39 protein-coding genes are annotated in these 19,854 nt (G+C 62.5%); 15 read left to right on the forward strand and 24 right to left on the reverse strand.

The genetic code is table 11. From position 1 onward, the window contains the following. Positions 1 to 2 precede the first annotated feature (2 nt). From ACFQO4_RS20750 to ACFQO4_RS20820, 15 genes are all read left to right on the forward strand, one after another. Complete coding sequence (locus tag ACFQO4_RS20750) at positions 3 to 320, forward strand: hypothetical protein (RefSeq protein ID WP_500262639.1); 318 nt, start codon at positions 3 to 5, stop codon at positions 318 to 320. Next, positions 317 to 1,279, forward strand: a complete 963-nt coding sequence (locus ACFQO4_RS20755; protein ID WP_500262640.1) for a hypothetical protein — start codon at positions 317 to 319, stop codon at positions 1,277 to 1,279. The genes ACFQO4_RS20750 and ACFQO4_RS20755 overlap by 4 nt, the downstream gene beginning before the upstream one ends. Further along, entirely contained in the window at positions 1,273 to 1,482 is a 210-nt protein-coding gene (locus ACFQO4_RS20760) for a hypothetical protein (protein WP_500262641.1), read from the forward strand. Before ACFQO4_RS20755 ends, ACFQO4_RS20760 begins: the two co-directional genes overlap by 7 nt. Continuing rightward, positions 1,482 to 1,751, forward strand: a complete 270-nt coding sequence (locus ACFQO4_RS20765) for a hypothetical protein (RefSeq protein ID WP_500262642.1) — start codon at positions 1,482 to 1,484, stop codon at positions 1,749 to 1,751. The genes ACFQO4_RS20760 and ACFQO4_RS20765 overlap by 1 nt, the downstream gene beginning before the upstream one ends. Beyond that, positions 1,739 to 2,347, forward strand: coding sequence for a hypothetical protein (locus tag ACFQO4_RS20770; protein WP_500262643.1), 609 nt, complete (start codon positions 1,739 to 1,741; stop codon positions 2,345 to 2,347). Before ACFQO4_RS20765 ends, ACFQO4_RS20770 begins: the two co-directional genes overlap by 13 nt. Then, positions 2,347 to 4,572: an ATP-binding protein gene (locus ACFQO4_RS20775; protein WP_500262644.1), complete on the forward strand. Its 2,226-nt coding sequence runs from the start codon at positions 2,347 to 2,349 to the stop codon at positions 4,570 to 4,572. The genes ACFQO4_RS20770 and ACFQO4_RS20775 overlap by 1 nt, the downstream gene beginning before the upstream one ends. 299 nt (positions 4,573 to 4,871) lie before the next feature. Continuing rightward, a complete protein-coding gene (locus tag ACFQO4_RS20780) occupies positions 4,872 to 5,090 on the forward strand; it encodes a hypothetical protein (RefSeq protein ID WP_500262645.1) in 219 nt (72 codons plus the stop codon). After that, the gene (locus ACFQO4_RS20785) at positions 5,071 to 6,039 is read left to right on the forward strand and encodes a hypothetical protein (protein WP_500262646.1); all 969 of its coding nucleotides are present in this window, start codon (positions 5,071 to 5,073) and stop codon (positions 6,037 to 6,039) included. Before ACFQO4_RS20780 ends, ACFQO4_RS20785 begins: the two co-directional genes overlap by 20 nt. Positions 6,040 to 6,054: 15 nt before the next feature. Further along, a complete protein-coding gene (locus ACFQO4_RS20790; RefSeq protein WP_500262647.1) occupies positions 6,055 to 7,650 on the forward strand; it encodes a hypothetical protein in 1,596 nt (531 codons plus the stop codon). Next, positions 7,640 to 9,658: a hypothetical protein gene (locus ACFQO4_RS20795; RefSeq protein WP_500262648.1), complete on the forward strand. Its 2,019-nt coding sequence runs from the start codon at positions 7,640 to 7,642 to the stop codon at positions 9,656 to 9,658. Before ACFQO4_RS20790 ends, ACFQO4_RS20795 begins: the two co-directional genes overlap by 11 nt. After that, positions 9,658 to 10,092 (forward strand): hypothetical protein, encoded by a 435-nt coding sequence (locus tag ACFQO4_RS20800; protein WP_500262649.1) that lies wholly within the window; start codon positions 9,658 to 9,660, stop codon positions 10,090 to 10,092. Before ACFQO4_RS20795 ends, ACFQO4_RS20800 begins: the two co-directional genes overlap by 1 nt. Further along, the gene (locus ACFQO4_RS20805; RefSeq protein WP_500262650.1) at positions 10,089 to 10,538 is read left to right on the forward strand and encodes a hypothetical protein; all 450 of its coding nucleotides are present in this window, start codon (positions 10,089 to 10,091) and stop codon (positions 10,536 to 10,538) included. The genes ACFQO4_RS20800 and ACFQO4_RS20805 overlap by 4 nt, the downstream gene beginning before the upstream one ends. Before the next feature lie 2 nt (positions 10,539 to 10,540). Then, the gene (locus tag ACFQO4_RS20810; protein WP_500262651.1) at positions 10,541 to 10,912 is read left to right on the forward strand and encodes a helix-hairpin-helix domain-containing protein; all 372 of its coding nucleotides are present in this window, start codon (positions 10,541 to 10,543) and stop codon (positions 10,910 to 10,912) included. 39 nt (positions 10,913 to 10,951) lie between these two features. Then, positions 10,952 to 11,557 (forward strand): hypothetical protein, encoded by a 606-nt coding sequence (locus ACFQO4_RS20815; RefSeq protein ID WP_500262652.1) that lies wholly within the window; start codon positions 10,952 to 10,954, stop codon positions 11,555 to 11,557. Further along, complete coding sequence (locus ACFQO4_RS20820; protein WP_500262653.1) at positions 11,554 to 11,832, forward strand: hypothetical protein; 279 nt, start codon at positions 11,554 to 11,556, stop codon at positions 11,830 to 11,832. Before ACFQO4_RS20815 ends, ACFQO4_RS20820 begins: the two co-directional genes overlap by 4 nt. Positions 11,833 to 12,030: 198 nt before the next feature. Here the strand turns inward: ACFQO4_RS20820 and ACFQO4_RS20825 are convergent, their stop codons facing one another. The 24 genes from ACFQO4_RS20825 to ACFQO4_RS20940 are packed head-to-tail and all read right to left on the reverse strand — an operon-like array spanning position 12,031 to position 19,850. Further along, complete coding sequence (locus tag ACFQO4_RS20825) at positions 12,031 to 12,294, reverse strand: hypothetical protein (RefSeq protein ID WP_500262654.1); 264 nt, start codon at positions 12,292 to 12,294, stop codon at positions 12,031 to 12,033. Beyond that, positions 12,287 to 12,580, reverse strand: a complete 294-nt coding sequence (locus ACFQO4_RS20830) for a hypothetical protein (RefSeq protein WP_500262655.1) — start codon at positions 12,578 to 12,580, stop codon at positions 12,287 to 12,289. The genes ACFQO4_RS20825 and ACFQO4_RS20830 overlap by 8 nt, the downstream gene beginning before the upstream one ends. Continuing rightward, positions 12,577 to 12,771, reverse strand: a complete 195-nt coding sequence (locus ACFQO4_RS20835) for a hypothetical protein (RefSeq protein WP_500262656.1) — start codon at positions 12,769 to 12,771, stop codon at positions 12,577 to 12,579. The genes ACFQO4_RS20830 and ACFQO4_RS20835 overlap by 4 nt, the downstream gene beginning before the upstream one ends. Continuing rightward, a complete protein-coding gene (locus ACFQO4_RS20840; protein ID WP_500262657.1) occupies positions 12,764 to 13,189 on the reverse strand; it encodes a hypothetical protein in 426 nt (141 codons plus the stop codon). The genes ACFQO4_RS20835 and ACFQO4_RS20840 overlap by 8 nt, the downstream gene beginning before the upstream one ends. Next, positions 13,179 to 13,364, reverse strand: coding sequence for a hypothetical protein (locus ACFQO4_RS20845; RefSeq protein WP_500262658.1), 186 nt, complete (start codon positions 13,362 to 13,364; stop codon positions 13,179 to 13,181). The genes ACFQO4_RS20840 and ACFQO4_RS20845 overlap by 11 nt, the downstream gene beginning before the upstream one ends. After that, complete coding sequence (locus ACFQO4_RS20850; protein WP_500262659.1) at positions 13,361 to 13,615, reverse strand: hypothetical protein; 255 nt, start codon at positions 13,613 to 13,615, stop codon at positions 13,361 to 13,363. The genes ACFQO4_RS20845 and ACFQO4_RS20850 overlap by 4 nt, the downstream gene beginning before the upstream one ends. 32 nt (positions 13,616 to 13,647) lie before the next feature. Further along, positions 13,648 to 14,058, reverse strand: coding sequence for a hypothetical protein (locus ACFQO4_RS20855; protein ID WP_500262660.1), 411 nt, complete (start codon positions 14,056 to 14,058; stop codon positions 13,648 to 13,650). Beyond that, positions 14,055 to 14,312: a hypothetical protein gene (locus ACFQO4_RS20860; RefSeq protein ID WP_500262661.1), complete on the reverse strand. Its 258-nt coding sequence runs from the start codon at positions 14,310 to 14,312 to the stop codon at positions 14,055 to 14,057. Before ACFQO4_RS20860 ends, ACFQO4_RS20855 begins: the two co-directional genes overlap by 4 nt. After that, a complete protein-coding gene (locus tag ACFQO4_RS20865; RefSeq protein WP_500262662.1) occupies positions 14,305 to 14,718 on the reverse strand; it encodes a hypothetical protein in 414 nt (137 codons plus the stop codon). Before ACFQO4_RS20865 ends, ACFQO4_RS20860 begins: the two co-directional genes overlap by 8 nt. After that, entirely contained in the window at positions 14,711 to 14,995 is a 285-nt protein-coding gene (locus ACFQO4_RS20870) for a hypothetical protein (protein ID WP_500262663.1), read from the reverse strand. The genes ACFQO4_RS20865 and ACFQO4_RS20870 overlap by 8 nt, the downstream gene beginning before the upstream one ends. Then, positions 14,985 to 15,173 (reverse strand): hypothetical protein, encoded by a 189-nt coding sequence (locus tag ACFQO4_RS20875; RefSeq protein ID WP_500262664.1) that lies wholly within the window; start codon positions 15,171 to 15,173, stop codon positions 14,985 to 14,987. Before ACFQO4_RS20875 ends, ACFQO4_RS20870 begins: the two co-directional genes overlap by 11 nt. Next, positions 15,170 to 15,460 carry an Rcat domain-containing protein gene (locus ACFQO4_RS20880; RefSeq protein ID WP_500262665.1) on the reverse strand — a complete coding sequence of 97 codons (291 nt, stop codon included), beginning with the start codon at positions 15,458 to 15,460 and terminating at the stop codon, positions 15,170 to 15,172. Before ACFQO4_RS20880 ends, ACFQO4_RS20875 begins: the two co-directional genes overlap by 4 nt. Then, positions 15,457 to 15,822 carry a hypothetical protein gene (locus ACFQO4_RS20885; protein WP_500262666.1) on the reverse strand — a complete coding sequence of 122 codons (366 nt, stop codon included), beginning with the start codon at positions 15,820 to 15,822 and terminating at the stop codon, positions 15,457 to 15,459. The genes ACFQO4_RS20880 and ACFQO4_RS20885 overlap by 4 nt, the downstream gene beginning before the upstream one ends. Further along, positions 15,819 to 16,457, reverse strand: coding sequence for a hypothetical protein (locus ACFQO4_RS20890; protein WP_500262667.1), 639 nt, complete (start codon positions 16,455 to 16,457; stop codon positions 15,819 to 15,821). Before ACFQO4_RS20890 ends, ACFQO4_RS20885 begins: the two co-directional genes overlap by 4 nt. Next, on the reverse strand, positions 16,454 to 16,582 hold the full coding sequence (locus tag ACFQO4_RS20895; RefSeq protein ID WP_500262668.1) for an LIM domain-containing protein: 129 nt from the start codon (positions 16,580 to 16,582) through the stop codon (positions 16,454 to 16,456). Before ACFQO4_RS20895 ends, ACFQO4_RS20890 begins: the two co-directional genes overlap by 4 nt. Further along, complete coding sequence (locus ACFQO4_RS20900; RefSeq protein WP_500262669.1) at positions 16,572 to 17,180, reverse strand: hypothetical protein; 609 nt, start codon at positions 17,178 to 17,180, stop codon at positions 16,572 to 16,574. Before ACFQO4_RS20900 ends, ACFQO4_RS20895 begins: the two co-directional genes overlap by 11 nt. Then, a complete protein-coding gene (locus tag ACFQO4_RS20905; RefSeq protein ID WP_500262670.1) occupies positions 17,173 to 17,595 on the reverse strand; it encodes a hypothetical protein in 423 nt (140 codons plus the stop codon). Before ACFQO4_RS20905 ends, ACFQO4_RS20900 begins: the two co-directional genes overlap by 8 nt. Next, the gene (locus tag ACFQO4_RS20910) at positions 17,592 to 18,065 is read right to left on the reverse strand and encodes a hypothetical protein (RefSeq protein WP_500262671.1); all 474 of its coding nucleotides are present in this window, start codon (positions 18,063 to 18,065) and stop codon (positions 17,592 to 17,594) included. The genes ACFQO4_RS20905 and ACFQO4_RS20910 overlap by 4 nt, the downstream gene beginning before the upstream one ends. After that, positions 18,062 to 18,367 carry a hypothetical protein gene (locus ACFQO4_RS20915; RefSeq protein ID WP_500262672.1) on the reverse strand — a complete coding sequence of 102 codons (306 nt, stop codon included), beginning with the start codon at positions 18,365 to 18,367 and terminating at the stop codon, positions 18,062 to 18,064. Before ACFQO4_RS20915 ends, ACFQO4_RS20910 begins: the two co-directional genes overlap by 4 nt. Then, positions 18,364 to 18,606 (reverse strand): hypothetical protein, encoded by a 243-nt coding sequence (locus ACFQO4_RS20920; RefSeq protein ID WP_500262673.1) that lies wholly within the window; start codon positions 18,604 to 18,606, stop codon positions 18,364 to 18,366. Before ACFQO4_RS20920 ends, ACFQO4_RS20915 begins: the two co-directional genes overlap by 4 nt. Then, positions 18,603 to 18,881, reverse strand: a complete 279-nt coding sequence (locus ACFQO4_RS20925; RefSeq protein WP_500262674.1) for a hypothetical protein — start codon at positions 18,879 to 18,881, stop codon at positions 18,603 to 18,605. Before ACFQO4_RS20925 ends, ACFQO4_RS20920 begins: the two co-directional genes overlap by 4 nt. Then, positions 18,878 to 19,453, reverse strand: a complete 576-nt coding sequence (locus ACFQO4_RS20930; RefSeq protein ID WP_500262675.1) for a hypothetical protein — start codon at positions 19,451 to 19,453, stop codon at positions 18,878 to 18,880. Before ACFQO4_RS20930 ends, ACFQO4_RS20925 begins: the two co-directional genes overlap by 4 nt. Further along, entirely contained in the window at positions 19,450 to 19,611 is a 162-nt protein-coding gene (locus tag ACFQO4_RS20935; protein ID WP_500262676.1) for a hypothetical protein, read from the reverse strand. Before ACFQO4_RS20935 ends, ACFQO4_RS20930 begins: the two co-directional genes overlap by 4 nt. Then, positions 19,608 to 19,850, reverse strand: coding sequence for a hypothetical protein (locus ACFQO4_RS20940; RefSeq protein WP_500262677.1), 243 nt, complete (start codon positions 19,848 to 19,850; stop codon positions 19,608 to 19,610). The genes ACFQO4_RS20935 and ACFQO4_RS20940 overlap by 4 nt, the downstream gene beginning before the upstream one ends. Between the last annotated feature and the right edge of the window lie 4 nt (positions 19,851 to 19,854).

Here is a 19,854-nt window from a genome sequence, read left to right on the forward strand (position 1 = left end):
CCATGCTCTGGATACTAGCTCTCGTACTACTGGCCGTCGTCGCCTACTACTGGTACACGCGCGGTCGGATACCGACGCCGGTTCCCCGGCATCTCGCCCGGAGAGGGCGCGACCTCTCGAGTGACGGCCTCTTCATGACGCTGTACCGGGTCATTCTCGTCCTGGTCGTTCTCTCGAGTGGGATTCTCGCCCTCGTCGTGAACCCCTCGGGCCTGGTGGCATTCTTCGCCGCCGGCCTGTTCCTGTGGGCGTTCATGGACGACCTGACGGCGACCTTAGTCGACATTTGGAACGGCGATTTCTGGGTGTTCAAGCCATGAAACGTACACTTTCACTCATACTGGCAACACTCCTTACGCTCTCGCTGTTCGCAGGCATCGGCCTTCCGGCAGCGGCGTCGACGTCGGACGGCAACGTCACCACGATCGACACCGACCACCCGCTCGCGAGCGACGACGCCGTCGACACCTTCGAATCGGAGGGCTACGCCGAGGGCCACGTGGGCCAGCTCGACATGACGCTCTCGGTCGCCGAAGAATCGGCTGACGTCGGCATCGACTCACGCCTCGAGACGGACTTCAACGCGGTCTACCTCCGGGCACAGTACAACGAGACCATCGACCGGAGTGTCCGCGTCTACATCCCGAACGAGATGTGGTATCCGTACCCCTCGCAAGCCGAGCAGTCGATCACGAACGACATCGAGGCGGACTTCGAGCCGACTCGAGAGGGTGAGTACACGGCCGTCACCCTTCACTTCGAGGACGTCGATGAGAACGGCACTGACGCCGTCTTCCGCGTGAGCAAAGAAGCGTCGACGGTCTTCTCGCTCCGGGATACGAGTAGCGGATTCGTCGAGAACGTTACCGGCTACGAACTCCCGACGATCGCCGCCTCGACGGAGTGGCAGTACGCCCAGGACGCGTTCGCGGGCAACGAATCGACGGTCGCCATCGATCACGACGGCGAAATCGTGATCGAATACGACGGCGACGACACGCCAGGGCGTGAGCGCTGGCAGACGGTTCCCGACTGTAGTTCGTCGGCCGGCGTCGACGCCGTGGTCTGTCAGTACGAACGCCAGGGCGTCGAGAACACGACCTACGTCATGAGTCGAACCGCAGAGCCGCCAGCACTCCGGTACACGGACGATCGCTCGTGGCTGGATGGCTTCCGATCGACGGTCATGAACGACCTCGAGGCAGCCCTCGAGAAGGCGACAGAGAAACTCGGGGAAATGCGTCCGGGACAGACAACACTGGAGGTACGAGCATGGTAGACACACCGAAGACGACGAAAGGAATCGTGGTAACGATCGGATTGGCACTCGCGGTGGCGCTGTTCTTGCTGACGACCAACCTCTGGGCGTTCATGGTGGGCGTGGCGATCGTCGCCGTTGCCCTGTACGTCTTGTACCTGGTCGGCGTTGGCGGTCACCAGCGACTGATGAACTACCTCTCGGGCACTGGAGGGCGCCGCTAATGCTATCGATACTGATGCTCGTCGTGGTGGTGTTTGCCATCGCGTACGTGCTGACGACGCGGTTCCCGAACACGGCCCGGCGCTGGTTCCGCCGGTTCTGGGCGCTTCGAGCAGTGTTCTTCGCACTGTTCTGGCTCTCGTTCGCCTGGGTCCTCATCGGGAGTGGAGTACTCCCGCTCATGCTCGTCGGGATGGCCGTGTTCTTCATCGCCGCGATGTACATTTTCGTCGAAAACCCACAGCAGGAGGTTCGATCATGGATTCGATAATCGCTGACGAACACGACTTCATCCGCAAGCGCCTCGAGGAGTCAGCCGCCAGTACCGAGACGCTACTCTCGGTCCGCAAGCGACTCCAGGCTATCGGGCCGGATCTCCGGCGGGTGTACGACACGAACGGCTACACGAACTTCCTCGTCGCCTATCTCAAACGCGAACACGAGAAGTACCAACTGCACCACGGGAACGGCCCGAACAATCACGAGTACGACGAGACGCGACCGACGCCGACGTGCCACTGCACGGTGGCCTCGTGCCCGATCGGGAACGGACGGCTGCCGATAGCGATCCGGACGGCCAACGACCCCGAGCGAGCCACCCGCCAGTATACACACGAGCATACCGCTCACCCGGTCGCCTTACACGAGGCTCGTGAGGGGTGGCACTCGCTGTGTTCGTCCCTCGAGAGCGAGCTCTCTTTGATGAAGATAGCCCTCGCGAAGGACGTCCCTGTCGAGACGCTCGAGGACCCCGAAGCGCTGGCCGCCGAGGAAGCGGAGGAAGAGACCGACGACGTCGACGCTGACGACGGTGAGGAGAGCGACGAGGAGACCGGCGGACACGATCCGACGACGGTGATGGCCTAATGGTACTCAACCAGTCCACGCGGGACACGATCGAGCACGAGCAACGCAAGCGCCGGGGTGAGGCCTTCCGCACCCGGAAGGAAGCGGTCAACACGGCCATCCGGCGGTGTTCTCGAGCGCTCGACCGGGGTGAGACGACGCACTACCAGTACGTCGCCCGGAAGTTGAGCGAGACCATCCTCCCCGGACTCGAGGACCAGATTGACGGCCTGGTCGTCGGCCTAGCGGAGGACCTCGCCGACCACGAGTACTGGGACTACCCGGCCTACCGTCGGTTCACGACCGACGAGACGCGTATCCGAGAAGTCCTGGCCGAAGGTGCTCGAAGCAACCGGTCGCGGCTTGCCCTCGAGTCCGCCGGCGTCAGTGACGAGCTCGAGACGGCGAAACGCCTCGTCGAACGGACGTTCAAGACGGCGGTGGCGATCGCCGAGCACCTCGAGGTCGTCACCACGAGCTACACCAACGCCGTCGACTGTGTGGGCCACACGACGAAACTCGGCGTCCACCTCCAGGACTGGGACATGGATATCGGCGACCCGATCCACCTCTTTTCCGACCAGGCCGGGCCGTTGAAGACGTTGTACTGCGGCGGCACCGGCACGGGGAAGTCGACCGGCATGGGCCGGGAGACCGAGGACTACTACCTCCGGAACTTCGTCGACGGGAAAGACATCAAACTCATCGACCTCGTCGGGATGCGTGACGGCGAGAACTGGTTCTACGACGTCCCCCAACAACAGGAGCCACTCCGGAAGGTGCGCGAAGAACTCGGGCTCGCTCCCGACTTCACGGGCACCGAGTTCGACGAACGGCAGATGGAGATCCTGCTCCCGCTCACGAAAGGACTCAACGACCAAGAGCTTCCCTTTGATACCGAAAACGAGGAGTTCGTTTGCCGACCGTTCACCGTGCCGGCGTGTGAGATTCGAAAGCCGTTGCTCGTCTCGCTCATCATGTCTCGAGTTTCCGAGAGCGAGGAACAAACCATCCGGGAGGTCTACGACGAGGTCGACGCCGACAAAACCGACTGGTCACTCGGCGACATCGCCGAGGAGATTCGACTCCGGCCCGAACTCTCCGATAAGCACAAGGCGAAGGCGATCGGCGTGCTTCGAGGCCTCCAGAACGAGGGGTTCATCCGCACTCGAGAAGATCCGTACGCCATCCAGTGGAAGGACATCTTCTACGATACTCAGACGATCACGGTCTTCTCGCAAGCGTTTTGCCGGACTGAAATCTCGAAGGTGATGGCGTTCGCATACCTCTGTGATTCCATCCTCGAGCAACGCAAGCAGGACCCGTTCGTCCCCGACTGCGGCGTTATCATGCGCGAACTCTGGAGCGTCGCGCCCCACAAGCAACGCCAGAGCTTCGACTCACGCGTCGCGGCCATCCAGGAGGCAATCGGCCAGGTGTTGATGCGAATGTTCCGTGAGAACCGCCACTACGGCGTCCACGTCTTCGCTGACACCCAGCAACCGAGCGACCTGTTGAAATCGATCCGGGAGATGTTCAATCGCTACGTCGTCTACGGCGCGAACTACGACACGATCGACGATATCATGTCGTGGACCCAGAACAACCGGAAGAAAGCGTTCTGGGGAACGATGAGCGCCCGGCGTGGTGAGGCAGGCGTGATCGGGATGGTCGAGCCGGCCGTCGAGAACCACCGTATCGAGTTCGTCTCGCCCGTCAGGTACGCACCACCGAGCCATCACCACCGGGATGCGGCCGTCGACAAGACTGGATGGCACGGGCGGGTCCAGTACCTCGAGAACGAGGAGTTACGGAAGCCGGCCGACGTCGACGGCGTGATCTGGGACGACGAGATCCACCCGTCGCTGGTAATCGATCCGTTCAACGGCGACGGCACCGAGTCCGACGGCGTCTACGACCCCGAGGCGACGCCTGCGAAGGCGTTCATCCAGCAGTGTCTCACCCACGAGTGGGATGCACGCATCAAAAAGAGCGACGTCTACACGGCCTTCCACGAGTTCGCCGTCGCCCACGGTCACGATCGTGACCGCTGGGACTTCGAGCATCGGGGCGTCCAGTCACAGTTCGGGGCGGCTGTATCGTCTGTTATCGAGGACGAGGTCGCGAATACGAAGATCGATGGCGACGTCGCCTACCGGAATCTCCGCTTCACGAAGAAGGGGGAAGAGTTCCTAGAGGAGGCCACTGTCGACATCCAGAGCGCTGCCGAGCCGATCCATTCGTGACTGACCAATCCACACCAATTCACACCAGCAAATCCACAGACGTAACGGCTTTTCCAAACGTTCACACCAAGAAAGCACCGGGCTACTTGTACCAGTAATATACGCGCGTATCATGCGCGCCCCCGATCAAATTAGACCGTATGATAATTCTTCACCCACACACCACCCTGAGCCTCGAGGCCAGCTCCCGGACGGAAAATTTCCCGGCGAACTCTCGGGGCGATCGCCCGCCACCCCCTCCGTTTCGTTTTGGCGGGAACAGCATCGAAGTACTACTACGAAGTTCTAAGCAATTCAACATGGAACTGACCGGAACCACAAACTATCCACTGTCCTGTCCCGATCCGATCTGGGACGAGTTCAAGACGAGTTTCGCGACTGCCGACGTCAACGTCAACGAGGCGCTGGTCGCGACGCTCGCTCGAGAGATCGTATGGACGCGCGGCGACGAACTGGACGACGACCAACTAGCGGACTACCTGGAGTTGATCTGTGAGTATGACACCCGACGCGAGTAACATCAATCAGCGCCACCGGCGCCGGTATCTCTCGGGGACGTACAACTCGATCGACGAGATAACCGACCCCGGGACGGTGGCAGACGAATCGAGCGGGAAATGGCGCGAGTACATCGTCAACAACAAACTCTGGGTGTTCCTCACGGCCCTGCTCGCGGTGGGCGTGTTCGTCCTGGCGTTCCGATGGATCGCCACCACGATGGGAAATCTGCTCTCGAATCGGTGGGCGCAACTCGCGCTGGGGGCGTTCGTGCTCGCGGCTGTCTCGTACTACGCCGGTCGCCGGCACCAGCTATCGGTGTTCACCAGCGTCGACGAGTTCGTTGCCCAGGGCGACCACGAGAACAAGCGCTACTTCTGTGAGTACATCACCGACACGGACGGCAAGAACGAACGCGTCGAGGTCTACAAGGGCTTCACGCGGCTCGGAAACCCGGGTTCGAAGCTCAAAGTCGGGGATTTAGATCCGGAATGGGCGCGTCTCGCCCAGTATCGAGGCTACGACGCCGACGACCCGGCGCCGATCTCGATCCATCGCGAGCTCGCGACGGTCAGCCACACCGAGTTCGGCACGATCGTCGCCCAACCCACGAATGGCATCGACGCCTTCGAAGGCGGCGGGAAGTCCGTTCTCGAGGCGACCATCCCCGATATGACTCGGGAGGACAAGGTACCGACGCTCAAGAAGCAACTCGAGGAGCACAAAGACGAGGTCGACAATCTGAACGACCGGATTCAGACGCTCATCGAGCAACGCGACGAGGCCTACGAGATGGCTCGGAAGGCCCAGGACGAAGTCCTCGAGCCGTTCATCGACCGCGTCGACCGCGTGATGGGCGTCCGTGACCGGCGACGCAACCGCTCGGGTGAGGATAGCGAGGGAACGCTTCTCTCGAGAGAGCCGACGGCCGACGACCTCGGGACCGACATTCAGATCGAAGACGACTGAGGAGACGAGATATTCATGCGTACACCTACTGCACTAGCGATAGCACTGCTTCTCCTCGTGTCGCTGGCGGCGCCCTTGGCGGGCATCGCTGGCGCTCAGGAGATGACCGACCACCCGGAGGCCGACCTCCACATCGAGCAACCCAGCTACATCGATAGCGACGTCGCTCGACAGACCGATAACGGGACCACGATCTACGAGGCGCGTGGCGAGGCCGTGACGATCGTGCCGACGAACGTCGACCGCGAGAACGTCACCGGCTACGGGAAGGATACCGACGCCGGCTCGTTCACCTTCGACGACGACCTCGAGGTGTGGACGCTCGACGCAAACGGCGAGACGGGAACGTTCGAACTGTACTGGCTCGTCGAGGAACCCGTCGAAGAGGAGAACGCCACGGGTACCGAGACGGTTCGCTACGAGGCAACCGTCCGCCTCTCGGACACCAACGGCGTCTACCTCACCCAGTCGGAGTTCGACGAGCGTCAGGACATGGTCGACCTCGGCGAAAAGGCCGATTCCGTAGTTAACGACCTGAAAGGGCGCTGGCTGCCGTTCTTCGACACCTCCGGCGAGGCTGGCGACGTGATCGATCGAATGGGGTCTGTCGCGGCGACCATCGGGAACCCGCTGAACATGTTCTCGTCGGGGTATCTCGGCTTCCATACCCTGCTACTCGTCTCCCTCGGAGCGATGCTCGCAGCGCTCCAGTACCTCGGGTTCTTCGCGTGGGTCGTCCACAAACTCCGGGGCCAGAACCACGACTTCGAGCAGAACGAAGCCCACGAGGGCGAGATCGCCGAGCGACAACTCGAGGTTGACGAACGCGATCGCCTGAACAAACTGGCGAACATGGACTGGTTCGACATCTTCGAGGATGACCACATCGCGCGGGCGTTCCGTGACCACCTCGGGGAGACCGTCCTCGGCGGGTGGATTCGTCTGAACGCGGCGATCCGACCCCGAAACGTGGTTCGTGACCGACTCCAGGCGATGGGACAGGCTGGCTACGTCGCCGTCGCTACGTTCGATCGGTCGCTCGAGATCGACGCGGACGACGAAGACGTGCTCGAGCCAGTTCTCGAGAGTGTCGACCTCGTGCGCGAGGACAGCGTCGACGCCGACGCACTCGACGAACAGGAGGCGATCGCCCCGCTCACCGAGGCCGCTGGCGACGCACCGTGTGATCTCGAGGCTATCCTCGAGACGGTCGACTGGTGTCACGACGAGCTGGTCGCGTTCGACTTCGAGAACGCCGATGTGAATCCGACGCGACTCGAGACGCCGATCGAGACGCTCGACCTGGAGACGTTGATCGAACGCCTCGATGCCGACATGACGCACTTCGAGGACGAAGAGCAGTACGGCGAGTACCTGCATTCGTTCGTCGCGAGCGTCCGCGAACACCCGTTCACCGAAGACGACGGGACGCCCGACGAACTCCGATACATCTTCAATAACCTGCTCCAGGCCGCTCAGTTGCTCGAGGACCGGTACGGCTTCCCGCTCGGGGACTACCAGAGCGACGCCTTCGAGACGGCCGTCGACAGCTACGATCGGTCGGCTCGAGCGGCGGCGTACTCCGAGGAGGTGAGCACCGGTGCGGCCTGAACTCCTCCAGAGCGGCGTTCCCGAGTTCACCGCCGGTCAGAAGTGGACCGGCGTCGGCGTCCTCGTCGGGATGGCGTTGCTCTTGTTGTTCATCTGGTATCGAAGCCGGTTCGCCGGCCTCAAACCCTCGAACGCCGAGCACAAGGACACGCTGTGGACGCAACTGTACCACCGTGATCCGTCGACCTACCGGCTTCCTGTCGGTATCGACGTTACTCGTCACCGGGATGCGATTCTCGAGACGGTGACGGATCGGGAAGGTATCGACCGACGTGCGGCGACGGTCACGGGCGGCCTCGGCGAGGTACGGGCGACGCTGTCATCGACGATCGGCCCCGTGATCGACCGGCTTCCCCGGCCGGCCCGGCGGTCGATCGGGCTCGCCGTCCTGGTCGCCGTCCTCGGAGCGCCGGCTGTCTCAACGGCGGCACTGCTCGAGTTCTTGAGCTCGGAGACCGATCGGCCCGGCGGCCTCGAGGCGCTCTCGATGCTCGCCGACGCGACGGTCACGGTGGGAACGCTCGCCGTCGACGTTGTATCGTCGTTCCCCTACGCCGGGACGCTGTTCGCGTTCGGCCTGTCGGCGGTGCTCATCGTCGGGGAGTGGCTGTTCACTCGCTGGTGGCTCACCGTTGCCCTGCTGGCCGGTGGCGCCGTGGCGATCGTCGTCTTCGACCACTATCGGACGCGAGAGGCCGGTTCGAAGGGTGGTCTCGAGGGTCGAACCCTGGGGGTGACGTCCGTCAAACGGGTGTCAATCGTGTGGATCGCCGGCGTCGTGCCGACGGTCATCGGATCGGGGCTCGAGAACGCGGTCCCCGGTGGTCCGCCGGTCAGTCAGTACGGGGCCGTCCTCGGCTTCGTGGTGGCGTTCGCTATCGGGTTGTACTATCTGGCGATGACGGTCGCCGAAGCCATCACGGGCGTACTGGAGGCCGCTCGTGAGGACGTCACGCTCGGTGACGGTCGGCGGCTGTCCGATCACCCCGCCCTCGAGGGGGCCGACTACGATCACCACGAGGCTGCCGACGGACTCGTCGATCGGCTCGAGGCCACTGGCCGAAACTGGCGCGGGAGTCGCGTCGACTGGGCGCTGGCCGGTTCGCTGGCCGTCCGCCGTGTCCTCATCGGGACGTGGGTGCTGGCGGCGCCGTTGCCGCTGGCGTACTTCCTCTCCGGTGTCTCGAGTGGCGCGTACGTCGACGTCGGTCGGGCGTTGCTCTCGGCGGATACCGGAATCCAGGCGCTCGTTCTCGCGTGCGTGCTCGCCCCGATCGCCGTCGTGGCCTACCTCGGACGGGACTCGATGGACACGCTCGGTCTCGGGCTTCGCGAAGCGTGGTCGCGCCGACGCGTTCGCCTGGCCGCTCTCCGGCGGGGCGTCCCGATCATGGCGGTCGTCGTCGCGACGGCGATCGCATACTCACTGGCGTTCCCGCTGCCGGTGGCGATCGGTGTCGGTATCGCGGTCGGTCTCGGGGCGCGGCTGGCCTACGAGGCGCTCATGAGTGCGAAGTACCGGATCTCGATGTTCGAGGCCCTGGAGGACGTCGAGAAAGACGTGCTTCTCGAGGCCTACGTCCTCGAGGACGCCGACGGAACGACGCGGTATCTCGCCGTCCTCAACAGCGACGTTCGTCTGCTCGCGGATACGCCCGACGAGCTGGTCGACGCTGTGTGTGACGTCTACGGCGACGTGAGTCGCGACGAGGACGTCACGACGCGTCCGCGCTGGCGAGCGGAGTACGCCCTCCGGTTCGGTATCGTCGACGCCGAGGAAGCGAACACGAAGATCACCGAGCGCATCCGAAAGCGGTGTCTCGGGGCGCTACGCGACGACAAACAGGAGTGGCTCTCGGTTCTCGAGGACCGCGTTCGCGAGTACCCGTCCGAGGAGTTCGAGAGCTGGGTTCGCTGGGGCCGGCGTCACGGAGTACTGTCCGTTAGGGAGGATTCGACCGGGGAGACGGTTGTCTTCCTCGAGCGCGACCCCTGGAGGCGATCGTGATGTTCGACACTCTCGAGAAGGTCCACGAAATCCAGGTCGAACCCGACGCGACGGCCCGCCGGATACGGGAGTACGCCCGCTCGAACCCCGACGTCGTCCACGCGAACGGCTACGAGGGACGCGAGGGCACCGTCGAGGGCGCCTGTTACTGTCTGGCCGAGAGCTACTACCACAGCCAGGGCGGCCAGGACAGCGGCCTCGAGATCCACTGTCTCTCGTGGGCCGACGTCCGCGAAGACGGCGCCGGCACGCACTGGTTCCTCTCCGATCCGGAGACGGGCGCGTGGATCGACCTCGGTATCGAAAAGCCCTGGCACGGGACGTGGATTCCCTACTCAGAGGGGCGAACCCGGGCGTTCATGACCGGCTACGAACCGTCGAAGAGGACGAAAAGAGTGCTCGAGGCGCTGGATTTACTCGAGGTGAAGGCATGAGTACCCACAGAATCGGCCCGGTCAGCGTCGAAATCGACACGCGTGACCTCTCAAAGGTTCTCACGGGCGCTCGCACCGCGCTGTTTCGGTCGAGTCCGCCGTTTGACCCCGACCGACTCCCCGAGGGCTGGCGACTCCAACGACGGAACGGAAAGACGCGACCGTGGCCGACTGGGTGGACACGGCCCACCGACTACTGGCTGTCAATCTGGAAAGCCGGCTCGGAACATATCACGATCATGCCCTACAAAGGCGCGTGGCGCGTTGAGTACGACCCAGAAAATACGTGGATGAGTGGCAGTACGCTCGGACGCGGGTTTTCGTTCGACGAGGCCGTCGACGTGGCGATCGACGCCGCCAGCCGAGTCAACGACGGCGCGACAGAGCGAGAGCTTCGGTTGGACTACCGCGACTGGGGCGAGTCTAATGAAGTCGGCGAGCGATAGCGATGCCCGCCGAACCCACGATCCTCGATATGGCGTTTTTCGCCCTCGTCCTCGGCTTCGTCGCCGTAGCGACCGTCCGGAACCGCCTTTCGAGCCCGCAAACCCCTGTTGAAGAGGCCAGAGAGGCGTACGCACGCGGCGAGATCGACGCCGACGAACTCGAGCGCCGTCTCGAGTTCCACCTCGATAGCAGAAACGACCAAATCCGCGCGTTCGTCGAGGACGTGAACAACGTCGGCCCGAAGACCTCGAAGGCGATCGCCGAGGAGTTCGACTCGCTGGCCGAGCTGCGCGGCGCCGATCGGGACCGGCTCGAGTCGGTGCATGGCGTCGGGGAGAGTACGGCCGAAGCAGTGCTCGAGCGAGTAGAATAGCCCCGAAAGAACTAGGATACTTGACAGAGAGTCACAACTATGGTACGAAATCACATTCCAAACCGAGTAGCAACGGGAGTCAAACAGTTCGCAGCGATCCACCTGTCCGTCGTCGCCATCGTGTCGGTCGTGCACGTGACCATCTTACTGTACGTGTTCAGCGATTCGAGTAGCGTCGTCGACTACCTTCTCTTTTCGGCCGGGGCCTTCGCCGAGTTCGTCGCCAACCCATACCTGTTGGCGCTTTCGCTGGCTGGTGTGGCCGGTGTGAGTAGCTATCTCTACGCCGAAGACCTTCCCGAACGAGTACGGTCCGCTGGTCTCGCGGTCGCGTACGCGCCGCTCGTGGAGTTCCTGTCCCGGACTGCCGTTCTCACCGGGCTTCTGGGGTATGGTGCGTTCGTCGGCGGGGTTGAGTGGTACGAGGTGGCCTACTCGCCAGTGCTGTCGTTCTTCGAGTTCAATCCCGTGCTCGCCGTCGACGTCTTCTCGTGGCCGGGAACGGGACTCAGGCCCGACACCGGTAACGAGTTCATCGACGTGATAGTCGCGTTCGGGGGCGTCCTGGTCGCCTACGCGATCGCGGTCGGTATCGCCTACGCCGTCCATCGGCGAGCCATCCAGCCGAGGTTCGAGGATCGATGAAAGACATCCTCATCTACGCCCATCGAGAGACCGTCCACCACAAGCTCGCAGGCGAGGTTCCCGACGACGAGGTGTGTTTCTGGACCGTCAACGGGACGCCCCAACAGACCGGCCCCGGCGCGGAGGTGTTGTTCACCGACGGCCAGTGCGTCCACGCTCGCGGCGCCGTGATCGACGTCGAGCACGGTCGCCTCTGGTTCGAGCCACTCGAGCCCTGCGAGGAGGAGGTTCCGTGTAAGCCGGTGACTCGAGGGTTCAGGTACGTGGATCGGTAGGGAAGACGGCCACCGGCTTAGGGTGGCCGGGTTATGATGGTGCGACTCGTCCGCTTCAATGCCTGCCGTTGGTCTGTCTCCCTGGGGGGTTTCAGACCATTTCCGACTCCGCCAGTTTGAGCAAAGACTATTTTCCCGTCATATTCATGCAGCGGTCGCTCACGGCGTCGCGCCCTCGATTTCAGTACGTAGAAGCAGTTACTCGGAGTCGTTCTCGAGAATCAGCCGGCGAAGACGGGCCTGTTGAAGGCGGTGATAAGCCGCATAGAGTATCGCGAAGACGAGAACAAACGCAAGCGTCAGCGGTGACGTTACCCAGAGCATCACGGCCTCGCTTCCGGCCGCCGCCAGATCGGCGCCCGAGACGCCCCGCTCTCGGGCGAGGAAGACCGGCAGCGATATCGATAGGACAGCTACCACGCCGCCGAGGTAGAGCATCGTCCGTTTCTCGTTGCTATTCATCGGTCGTGCCCTCCGTTTTCGTGCCGTTCGGTGTGAATGTTTCGGCAATCCTCCAGTTGAGGGTTTTGCAGGCGCTCGAGTTCACCCAGATGCCAGTCAGTACGATATAGACGAGCTGGGCGAGAACGATCAACGCCGCTATTGCAGCCGTACTCCCACCCACTGCCGCGTCGATCGGTGGGACGAAGAGGTAGGCTCCGGCCAGGGCAGCTCCGGTCGGCGGGCCGAGGAGGACAATCACGGCGACGATACCGCCGACGAGATGTATCAGGAAGCGCCCGATCATACGCGCCCCTCGAAGTGCTCTGGACCGATCGTTTTCTCCCGGCCGCTATCCAGTCCGACGACGATGCCGTAGCCGAGTTGGTCGTCGACGGTCTCGAGTACCGTCCCCTCGCGTTCGGTGTACCCGTCCATGAAGGTGATCCGGTCACCAGTGCCAACCTCGTAGGCGAACGGGTCGATTTCCTCACGCATCGGCCCCACCACCGTCTATCGGATCGTGCTCAAGTGGCGACCCAAAGCCCGTTTCGAGAGCGTCGATCACCGTCTCGAGTTCGTCCACCGTCGGTTCCTCTCCGTCTTTCGGGAAGAGTCGAACCAGCGAGCCCCGGAAGACGAGTACTTTCAGGCGCGTGAACGACTCGCTCCTGTAAATCTCTCCCTCGTAGTGGGGGCGCTTCCCGTCGTGGTGGCGCGCTGGTTCGTGATCCAACGCCGTGTAGCCCGCTTGCTCGAGTGCATCGTGAAACGCGTCGGTATTCTGCTCGACGGGTTCGGTGAACCGGAGCTGGCACGGGATGGACACCGATCTCGGCTCCGTCGAGAACTGCGTCTCGACGTGTTCGTAAGCCATCTCCTCGAGTGCTCGAGTGGCAGTTTCGTTACTCGACATCGGCCACCTCTCGAAATGGCGCACTGCGCCATTTCAGCGCCTCGAGCACTATTAGCGCGAGACCGAGGCCGGCGAGCACTAGGCGTAGTTCTTGAGGGATTGCATCGGTGAACCAGTCGAGAAGGCCGACGTGACCGAGTACGACGCCGATTGCAAGCGGGACGACCGGGCTCATTCGCATCCGGCCACCTCCTCCAGAACGGCTCGAGTTGCAATCTGGCCCGTAACAGCCGCCAGGACGACTATTGCAACTGCGAAAGCCAGTGCCAGTAATTGAAGAATTGTTCCCCACCACGGGGCCGAGTGGATGACGTTCCAACCCGTTGATCCAGTACTCAACCTCCCTACAACCGGGAACAGGTACATCACTGTCGCCAGCGCGGCCGCCACTGCTGCTATCGTTGCGACTGCTACTTCTATCGCCATCGATACTCCGACCCAGACGAGGGAACGGACACTCACGAAACGCCCACCTCCCGCGTTTCCACACCAGTCGGTCGGACCCACCAGCACTCGAGCGTTCGCCAGTCGTGTTCGTCCCGATCGCCGTGGCCGAGTACCTGCTCCCGGGCGTGTTCGTGACGGACTTCGAGCCCGTCTCCCAGCTCGCAGACTCGAACGCGGTGGCTCACCTTCGTCCGGTCGCCCGCTGCGTGGCACTGAGTGTACGCCCACTCGAGGACGATTCCGGGTTCGACCCCGCCGCTGTAGTCGGGCTCGAGCGCCGGGTGGAGTTCCGCGAGTCCGGTCGCTTCCCACCCAGAAGCGGTCTTTTCGAACAGGTACAGTCGAGTGTAGGGGCCAGCCGATTCGACCTCGAGTTTTGCATCGGGGCCGTCTGAATCCGGTTGGAACAGTTTTGCAGTCATTCGTACTCAGCCCGGATTTCGAGGAAGTCGTTCACGCCCTGGATGAGCAACCAGGCCACACCCGCCACCATCATGCCAGCGCCGAGGAGCAATATCATCGAGAGGGACGCGTTCCACATCAGGTGGACTATTCCTCGGTCGCTCACGGTGTATGGGAACGGCGAGGCCGCTACCCTCACTCCCGACAATCCGATCAACGCACCGAATATCGCCAGCGCCACCGGACGGAGGTCTCCAGCCAGTTCTTCATCCATCGCTCTCACCCCGATAGGCCGCCTCGAGCCGATCGGCCCGGTGCTCGAGTTGTTCGGCGATATCGCTCTCCCCGTCGGTTCGTTCCCGGAGTTCCTCCGCCTCGCCACGAAGCGTCGCGACCGTCTGCTCGATCTCGCCGACCATCGGGTCGACGTAGCCCGCCCACGCGTTCCCCGCGACGTTGACGGTGAACGTCAGGCGGTGGTCACCCGCGTTCGACAGGCTCGAGCCGTGTTTGGCGATGCGCGTGTCCGGGCGCTGTCGAATCGTTTCGAGGATGTCCTCCTGAGCCTCTTGAACCCGTTCGCGTTCGGTCTGGGCCCACTCCTGGTGTTCGACGAACTCCTCGGAGAAGACCTCGATGCGCTCCTCTCGTGAGAGGAGTGGACCGTCCTCGTCAGTCATCGCCCTCACCTCGCTCGAGATCCGCCTTCGAGAGGACCTCGAACTCGCCCAGCATAAACGCCGAGAGGCCGCACACGTCGTCGACAATTTCGTACGTTCCGACCGGATTCGACAGCGGTTCCTGACGTTCCTCGGGGGACACACCCTCGAGTTCGGAATATCCGGTGTACTCGTCGTAGACTTCCTTTGCAGTCTCTCGGTCGTCGAATACCGCAATCGGGAATTCCTCACCGGGCTGTTCTCCAGCCGTCAGGATGTGAACGGTGTTACTCGTCATCGTCGTCCTCCGCTTGCCGCGAACACTCGGTCGAACAGTACGCCAGGGCGCCTTCTTTCGCTTCGAATCGTAGCTCGCCGCCTTCGATCTCGACGGGCTGGACGTCGCCGGATTTGTAGATCCACCCCTTTTCGGGCCGTTCCTCCGCTCCACACACCGCGCATTCGGTCTCACTCATGCCGATTCCCCCTCGCCGAGGTGGTCTTGCATACACGAGAGGCTACACCAGCCGCCCTTCTCGATCGGTTTTCCACAGGCGGGACACTCGTCAGTGTTCTCGATGTGGGCGATGAGCGCGTCCGTCGGCCCGGGTCCGTTCCGGCCCTTGTCGTCCTCGATCACCCACTCGACCAACTCGAGCGCCTTCTCGATGGCCGCCCCCTGGTCTTCGGTGTCGGTCTCGATCTCCCGAAGTGCGTCCAGCGCTGGCAGGCACTGCTCGGAGACGCGGTCGTTGTCGCTCATTCCCACAACTCACCCCATTCCCAGTAGATGATCTCGAAGCACGTCTTCGGGCCGAGCTCGGCTCGAGGGTAGTACTCTCGCATCTGCTTGTAGAACGACTCCAAATCGTGGTACGGCTCGTGTCCTTCGACGCCGTTCTCGACTATCCACTCTGCGGTTGTGTATCCTCGGTCGTGGACGATCGCCGACGCGAACCGTTCGCCGTCCTCGTCGAGAAGGTGGAACGTCCGACCGATACGGAGGGCGTCGTGTGAGTCGATTTCGTACCGGATCGTGGCGGTCTTCCGTCCGGCGAGGATCGGTTCGATGTGTTCCTCGGCGAACTTCAGTTCCGCCAGTCGGGTCTGCTCAACACCGCTCATCTATCAATCACCTCATTACAGAGCGAGCATTCCAACTCGCCGCCGTCAGTTTTGTAGAAATCTGTCGCCGTATGTGGCCGGTTTGCGACCGAACAGCGGCCCATGTCGTCGGGGAGTTGGTTGTAGTAAGGCCACTCGTCACTTTCGTCGTCTCGATCGTCGTCGAGCACGTCATCGACTGTTTCCCCGTCGGGCTGGATTCGGTCGTCGCCGAACTCCATACGAATTGCCGAGAGGATCTGGCCGGTGAACTCCTCGTCGCGATCGTTCATCCACAGAACGGTCATCTCCGGGTCGTCCTTGAGTTCCATTGCGATGGCTTTGATCATGTTCTCGGTGTCAACAATCCCAAAGTCGTGCCGAACCCCGCCGTTGCTCGGCCTCATCCAGTAGACACAGTGGAGCAGTTCGTGGGGGCCGACCTGGGAGGTGTCTTCGGCGCCAGGATCGACGTCAACGACGTGGACCGAACACAGCCGGTCGCTCTCTGACCGCGTCGGGCCATCTCCCAGGACCAGAACCGGCGATCCCTCGATATCGAACGCGCCGTTCTCGCGTTGCGTGACGTAGTCCTGCGGATCGACGTCGTCAATTCGAGCGAGTGACCATTCGCCGTTCTCGGGTTCGAGATTCATTGAATCACCTCAAGGTAACAGTCAGTGTGCATCGGGAACCGTCCATGCAGGAGGACGCCCTGTCCTTCGATCGGCTCTTTACAACTCTTACAGCGGTCTGTGTCGGTCGTTTCGTTACTCGGCATTGATCCCTACCTCCTGTTCTTCCCACGGCGGGAACAGCGTCTCGTAGAGGTGGAGTACTTCCGTTCTGACTGGCTCTTCCTCAAGCTCTGCGAGTCGTTCCTTGAACGGTGCGGCGGCGATATCGACGGCTGTGTTCCGATCGATCAACGGCGAGCCATGACGTTTCGGGCGGTCACAACAGTCAGTCCACTCCTCCACAGACCCGGTGACGACCTCTCGATACCCGCATTCGGTGCATTTCACCAGCGTCGCATGACTTTCGAGATCAGCAAACTCGATGTCGGGTTTGATCCGCTCTCGGGTTTTCGTACCCCGGTCGTAGGTCGTCAGCGCGTCGGTGAAGGTGTCGAGATCACCGCGGACGAGCGATGGGATATCGGCCCCCTCGTACTCGGCGATGGTGTGCCATCCGAAGAGGTGGTCGTCGGCCGATTCTTCGATAACGAGCAGGTTCTCGAGGTAGTGGTAACGGACCTGGAGAGTTCGATCGTGGTCCTCGCAGTAGAGTGTGCGCGTAGCCGACTCGAGAGACTCGTTCACCACGAGTCGGGCGAGGTCGTGCCACTGTTCCGGGCCGGAGTAGGGTTCTCTACTCATCGTCTACCTCGTAGGGCGTCGTCTCGAGGCAGATTTCGAACTCCCAGGTGACCTCGTCGGCCGGTTCGAACACGCGAACGTTCGGGTCGTCGACGTCGACGTCGACCTCCACGATCGGGATGGTCTCCTCGGTGAGCATCGTCTCGAGCGAGGGTTTGTGGGGCTCGCCGTCGGGCCACATCGAGATCGGCGCCTGGAACACGAACGCGTAGGGCTCGCCGGGCTCGTTGTCGAAGGTGATCGAAAAGCGCTCACTGTGGAGCGAGCGCATCAACTCGGTGTTGTAGTAACACCGAACCTGTCCGTCCGGCGTCGGAACGTAGTCGTTGTCGGGAGCGACGTTGTTCATCTCCCCGATCGGCGGGATATCGAAAACGTTCCACACCTCGAGGTCGTCGGCAGTTTCGGCCCTCATGCGTAATCACCCAGAGAGGTCGCAGTCGGTTTCGCGTCGGTGTCGATCTCCTCCGGCGAGGTCGTCGTCACGTGGTAGGTGTCGTACGCACACGACCGAATCGCCGCTTCGGCCGTCTCGAAGCCCCGGAGGAAGTCCTCGTGATCGGTCTTCGTCTGGCACTTCTTGCTGTAGTCGAACGCCCACAGTTGGAACGCCCCATCGTCCTCGAGCGTCGCGTACATCGGGTTCGGGTTGCTCTCGAACCGGATGCAGAGCTCGCCGTCGGCCTCTCGAACCTTGAGCAGGAGGTGATCGACGCGGGTGTCGAAGTCGACGCCGTCCTCGAGGTCCGTTTCCTCCGGCCCGCCCAGTTCAGCCCGGATCGCCGACTCGAGCGAGCCTTTGGTCATCGACGACGATACGTCGATTCCTTTGCTCACTGCGTAGCCGTACAGTTCCTTTCGTGTCCGGTTCGGGTAGTCGCTCACGACGAGATCACCTGGTTCGGGTCGACGTTGTCGAACCAGTGGGCCAGTACGAGCTTGCCGACCTCCGTGTTACACCACTCGGTCACTTCGTCGTCGGTCAGCGGCCGGTCGAGTTCGATGATCGCCACCGCGTCGGCGATCTTCGGGAAGCCCTTCCGCTCGTCACACCGGACGTGCTGGTTTCGCTGGACGCCGGAGACGATGACCCGGGCGCCGGGTTCGCGGTCGAACTCCCCCGCCGTCTCGTTGTACTCGAGAATCGAGACGTGTTCGTACGTCTCCTCGCAGGCTGTCTGGCTCATGCGTGAAACGTCACCTCCACGCCGTTGTACTCGAGGACGCGGTCGCCGCACTCCGGGCACTCCGTCGGGACGTGCTCGGCGAAGTGGAGTCGGTCGTAGCCGTCCACCCGGACGTCCGAGGGATCGATCTCGACGCTGGTCAGCCAGCCGTCACAGAGATCGGGGTCGTCCTCGCCGATCATGCAGCGGATGGCGAGGTTGTTCTTTCGCAGCTCGTCAGGAACGCGTTCGAAGCTCATAGCACCGTCACCTCGTCGGATTCGACGTCGATGACTTCGATGCCGTGATCCTCGGGCGTGATGTAGAATTCGTCGTGGAGTTCTTCGGCCACCCACTTCGTGATCGCATCGGGCGTGAACGACGCGTCTCCCGCGCCGATTTCCGTCTCTTCGTGAGACACTACCGGGTTGCTCGCCCGGACGGTCGACCACCGGTTGACGTTCACCCAGTTGAATACCTCGATCTCCTCGCAGTCTTTCTCGACCGTGAGGCGGTCTCTGAGACGAGGCTTCATGCCGGCACCTCGCGTTTGAACGTGATCTCGAGCTCACCGTCGGCCATTCGGACCGTCGAGACCTCCGCTTCGTCCAGATCGAGTCCGGCCTCGTGTGCCGCCTCGTCGAGGATGTCGTCGATTTCCGCCCTCACGGTGTCCCTGACTGTCCGGGTCACCGATTCGGCTTCGATCGCCTCGGCGTGGTGGACGTCATCGGTGAACGTCGCGTACTCGTCGTCCGTATCCCACACAATTGACGGGTCGGTGTCGTCGTCTCCGCATTCCCAGCGGATGTATCGTGCGGGCGCGTTGAGTTCCTTCGTCGTCAGTTCGCCATCGCCGACCGATTCGACCGGCCCTTTCAGCGGCGCCGGTCCTTCGCCGACGATAGCGAGCCAGTCGCCGGGCTCGAGAGATTCGAGGGTGGCGATGTACTCCTCGAAGACGTCGTCTCGTGGTTTCCACCCAGCGGCGTGGCCGTCCGTGCATCGTGTCTCCGGTGGGTAGCCCGCCGAGACGTACACCTCGCCGCATTCCTTACACAACCAGTCGATGCTCGGGAGATCGTACTCTCCGTGTGCGAGTTTCACTGTTTGAACACCTCTACGTCGACGTCGGCGTCTGCGGTGGATTCGACGATGTTCTTGATGGACTCCGCTTCTCGCTTACTCTCCATTCCCGGCCCGTCGAAGGTGACGCCGCCGAGGTCGAACCGTACGTTCCAGGGGTAGCGGTGTGCTTGCGTCATTCTTCCCCCTCTGTTCCGAGTAGTTCGAAGCCGTTGCACTCGCCGTGACGCCCGGTCCATCGGACACGTACCGTCGTTCCTTCGCCGTACTCTCGAGCCGCCCGATCGACGGCCTGCTGGAGGTAGTCTCCATTCGGGGCTTCGGTCAGCCATTCAGACTCGCACGGGAGGTTTGTGGAGTGTCCGTAGTCGGTTGGCGTTACGGTTCCTTCGACAGGGAATGGGCTCTCGATCTGCATTCAA

Origin of the sequence: Saliphagus sp. GCM10025334 (genome assembly GCF_042663485.1) — an archaeon.
Taxonomy (GTDB): domain Archaea; phylum Halobacteriota; class Halobacteria; order Halobacteriales; family Natrialbaceae; genus Natronosalvus.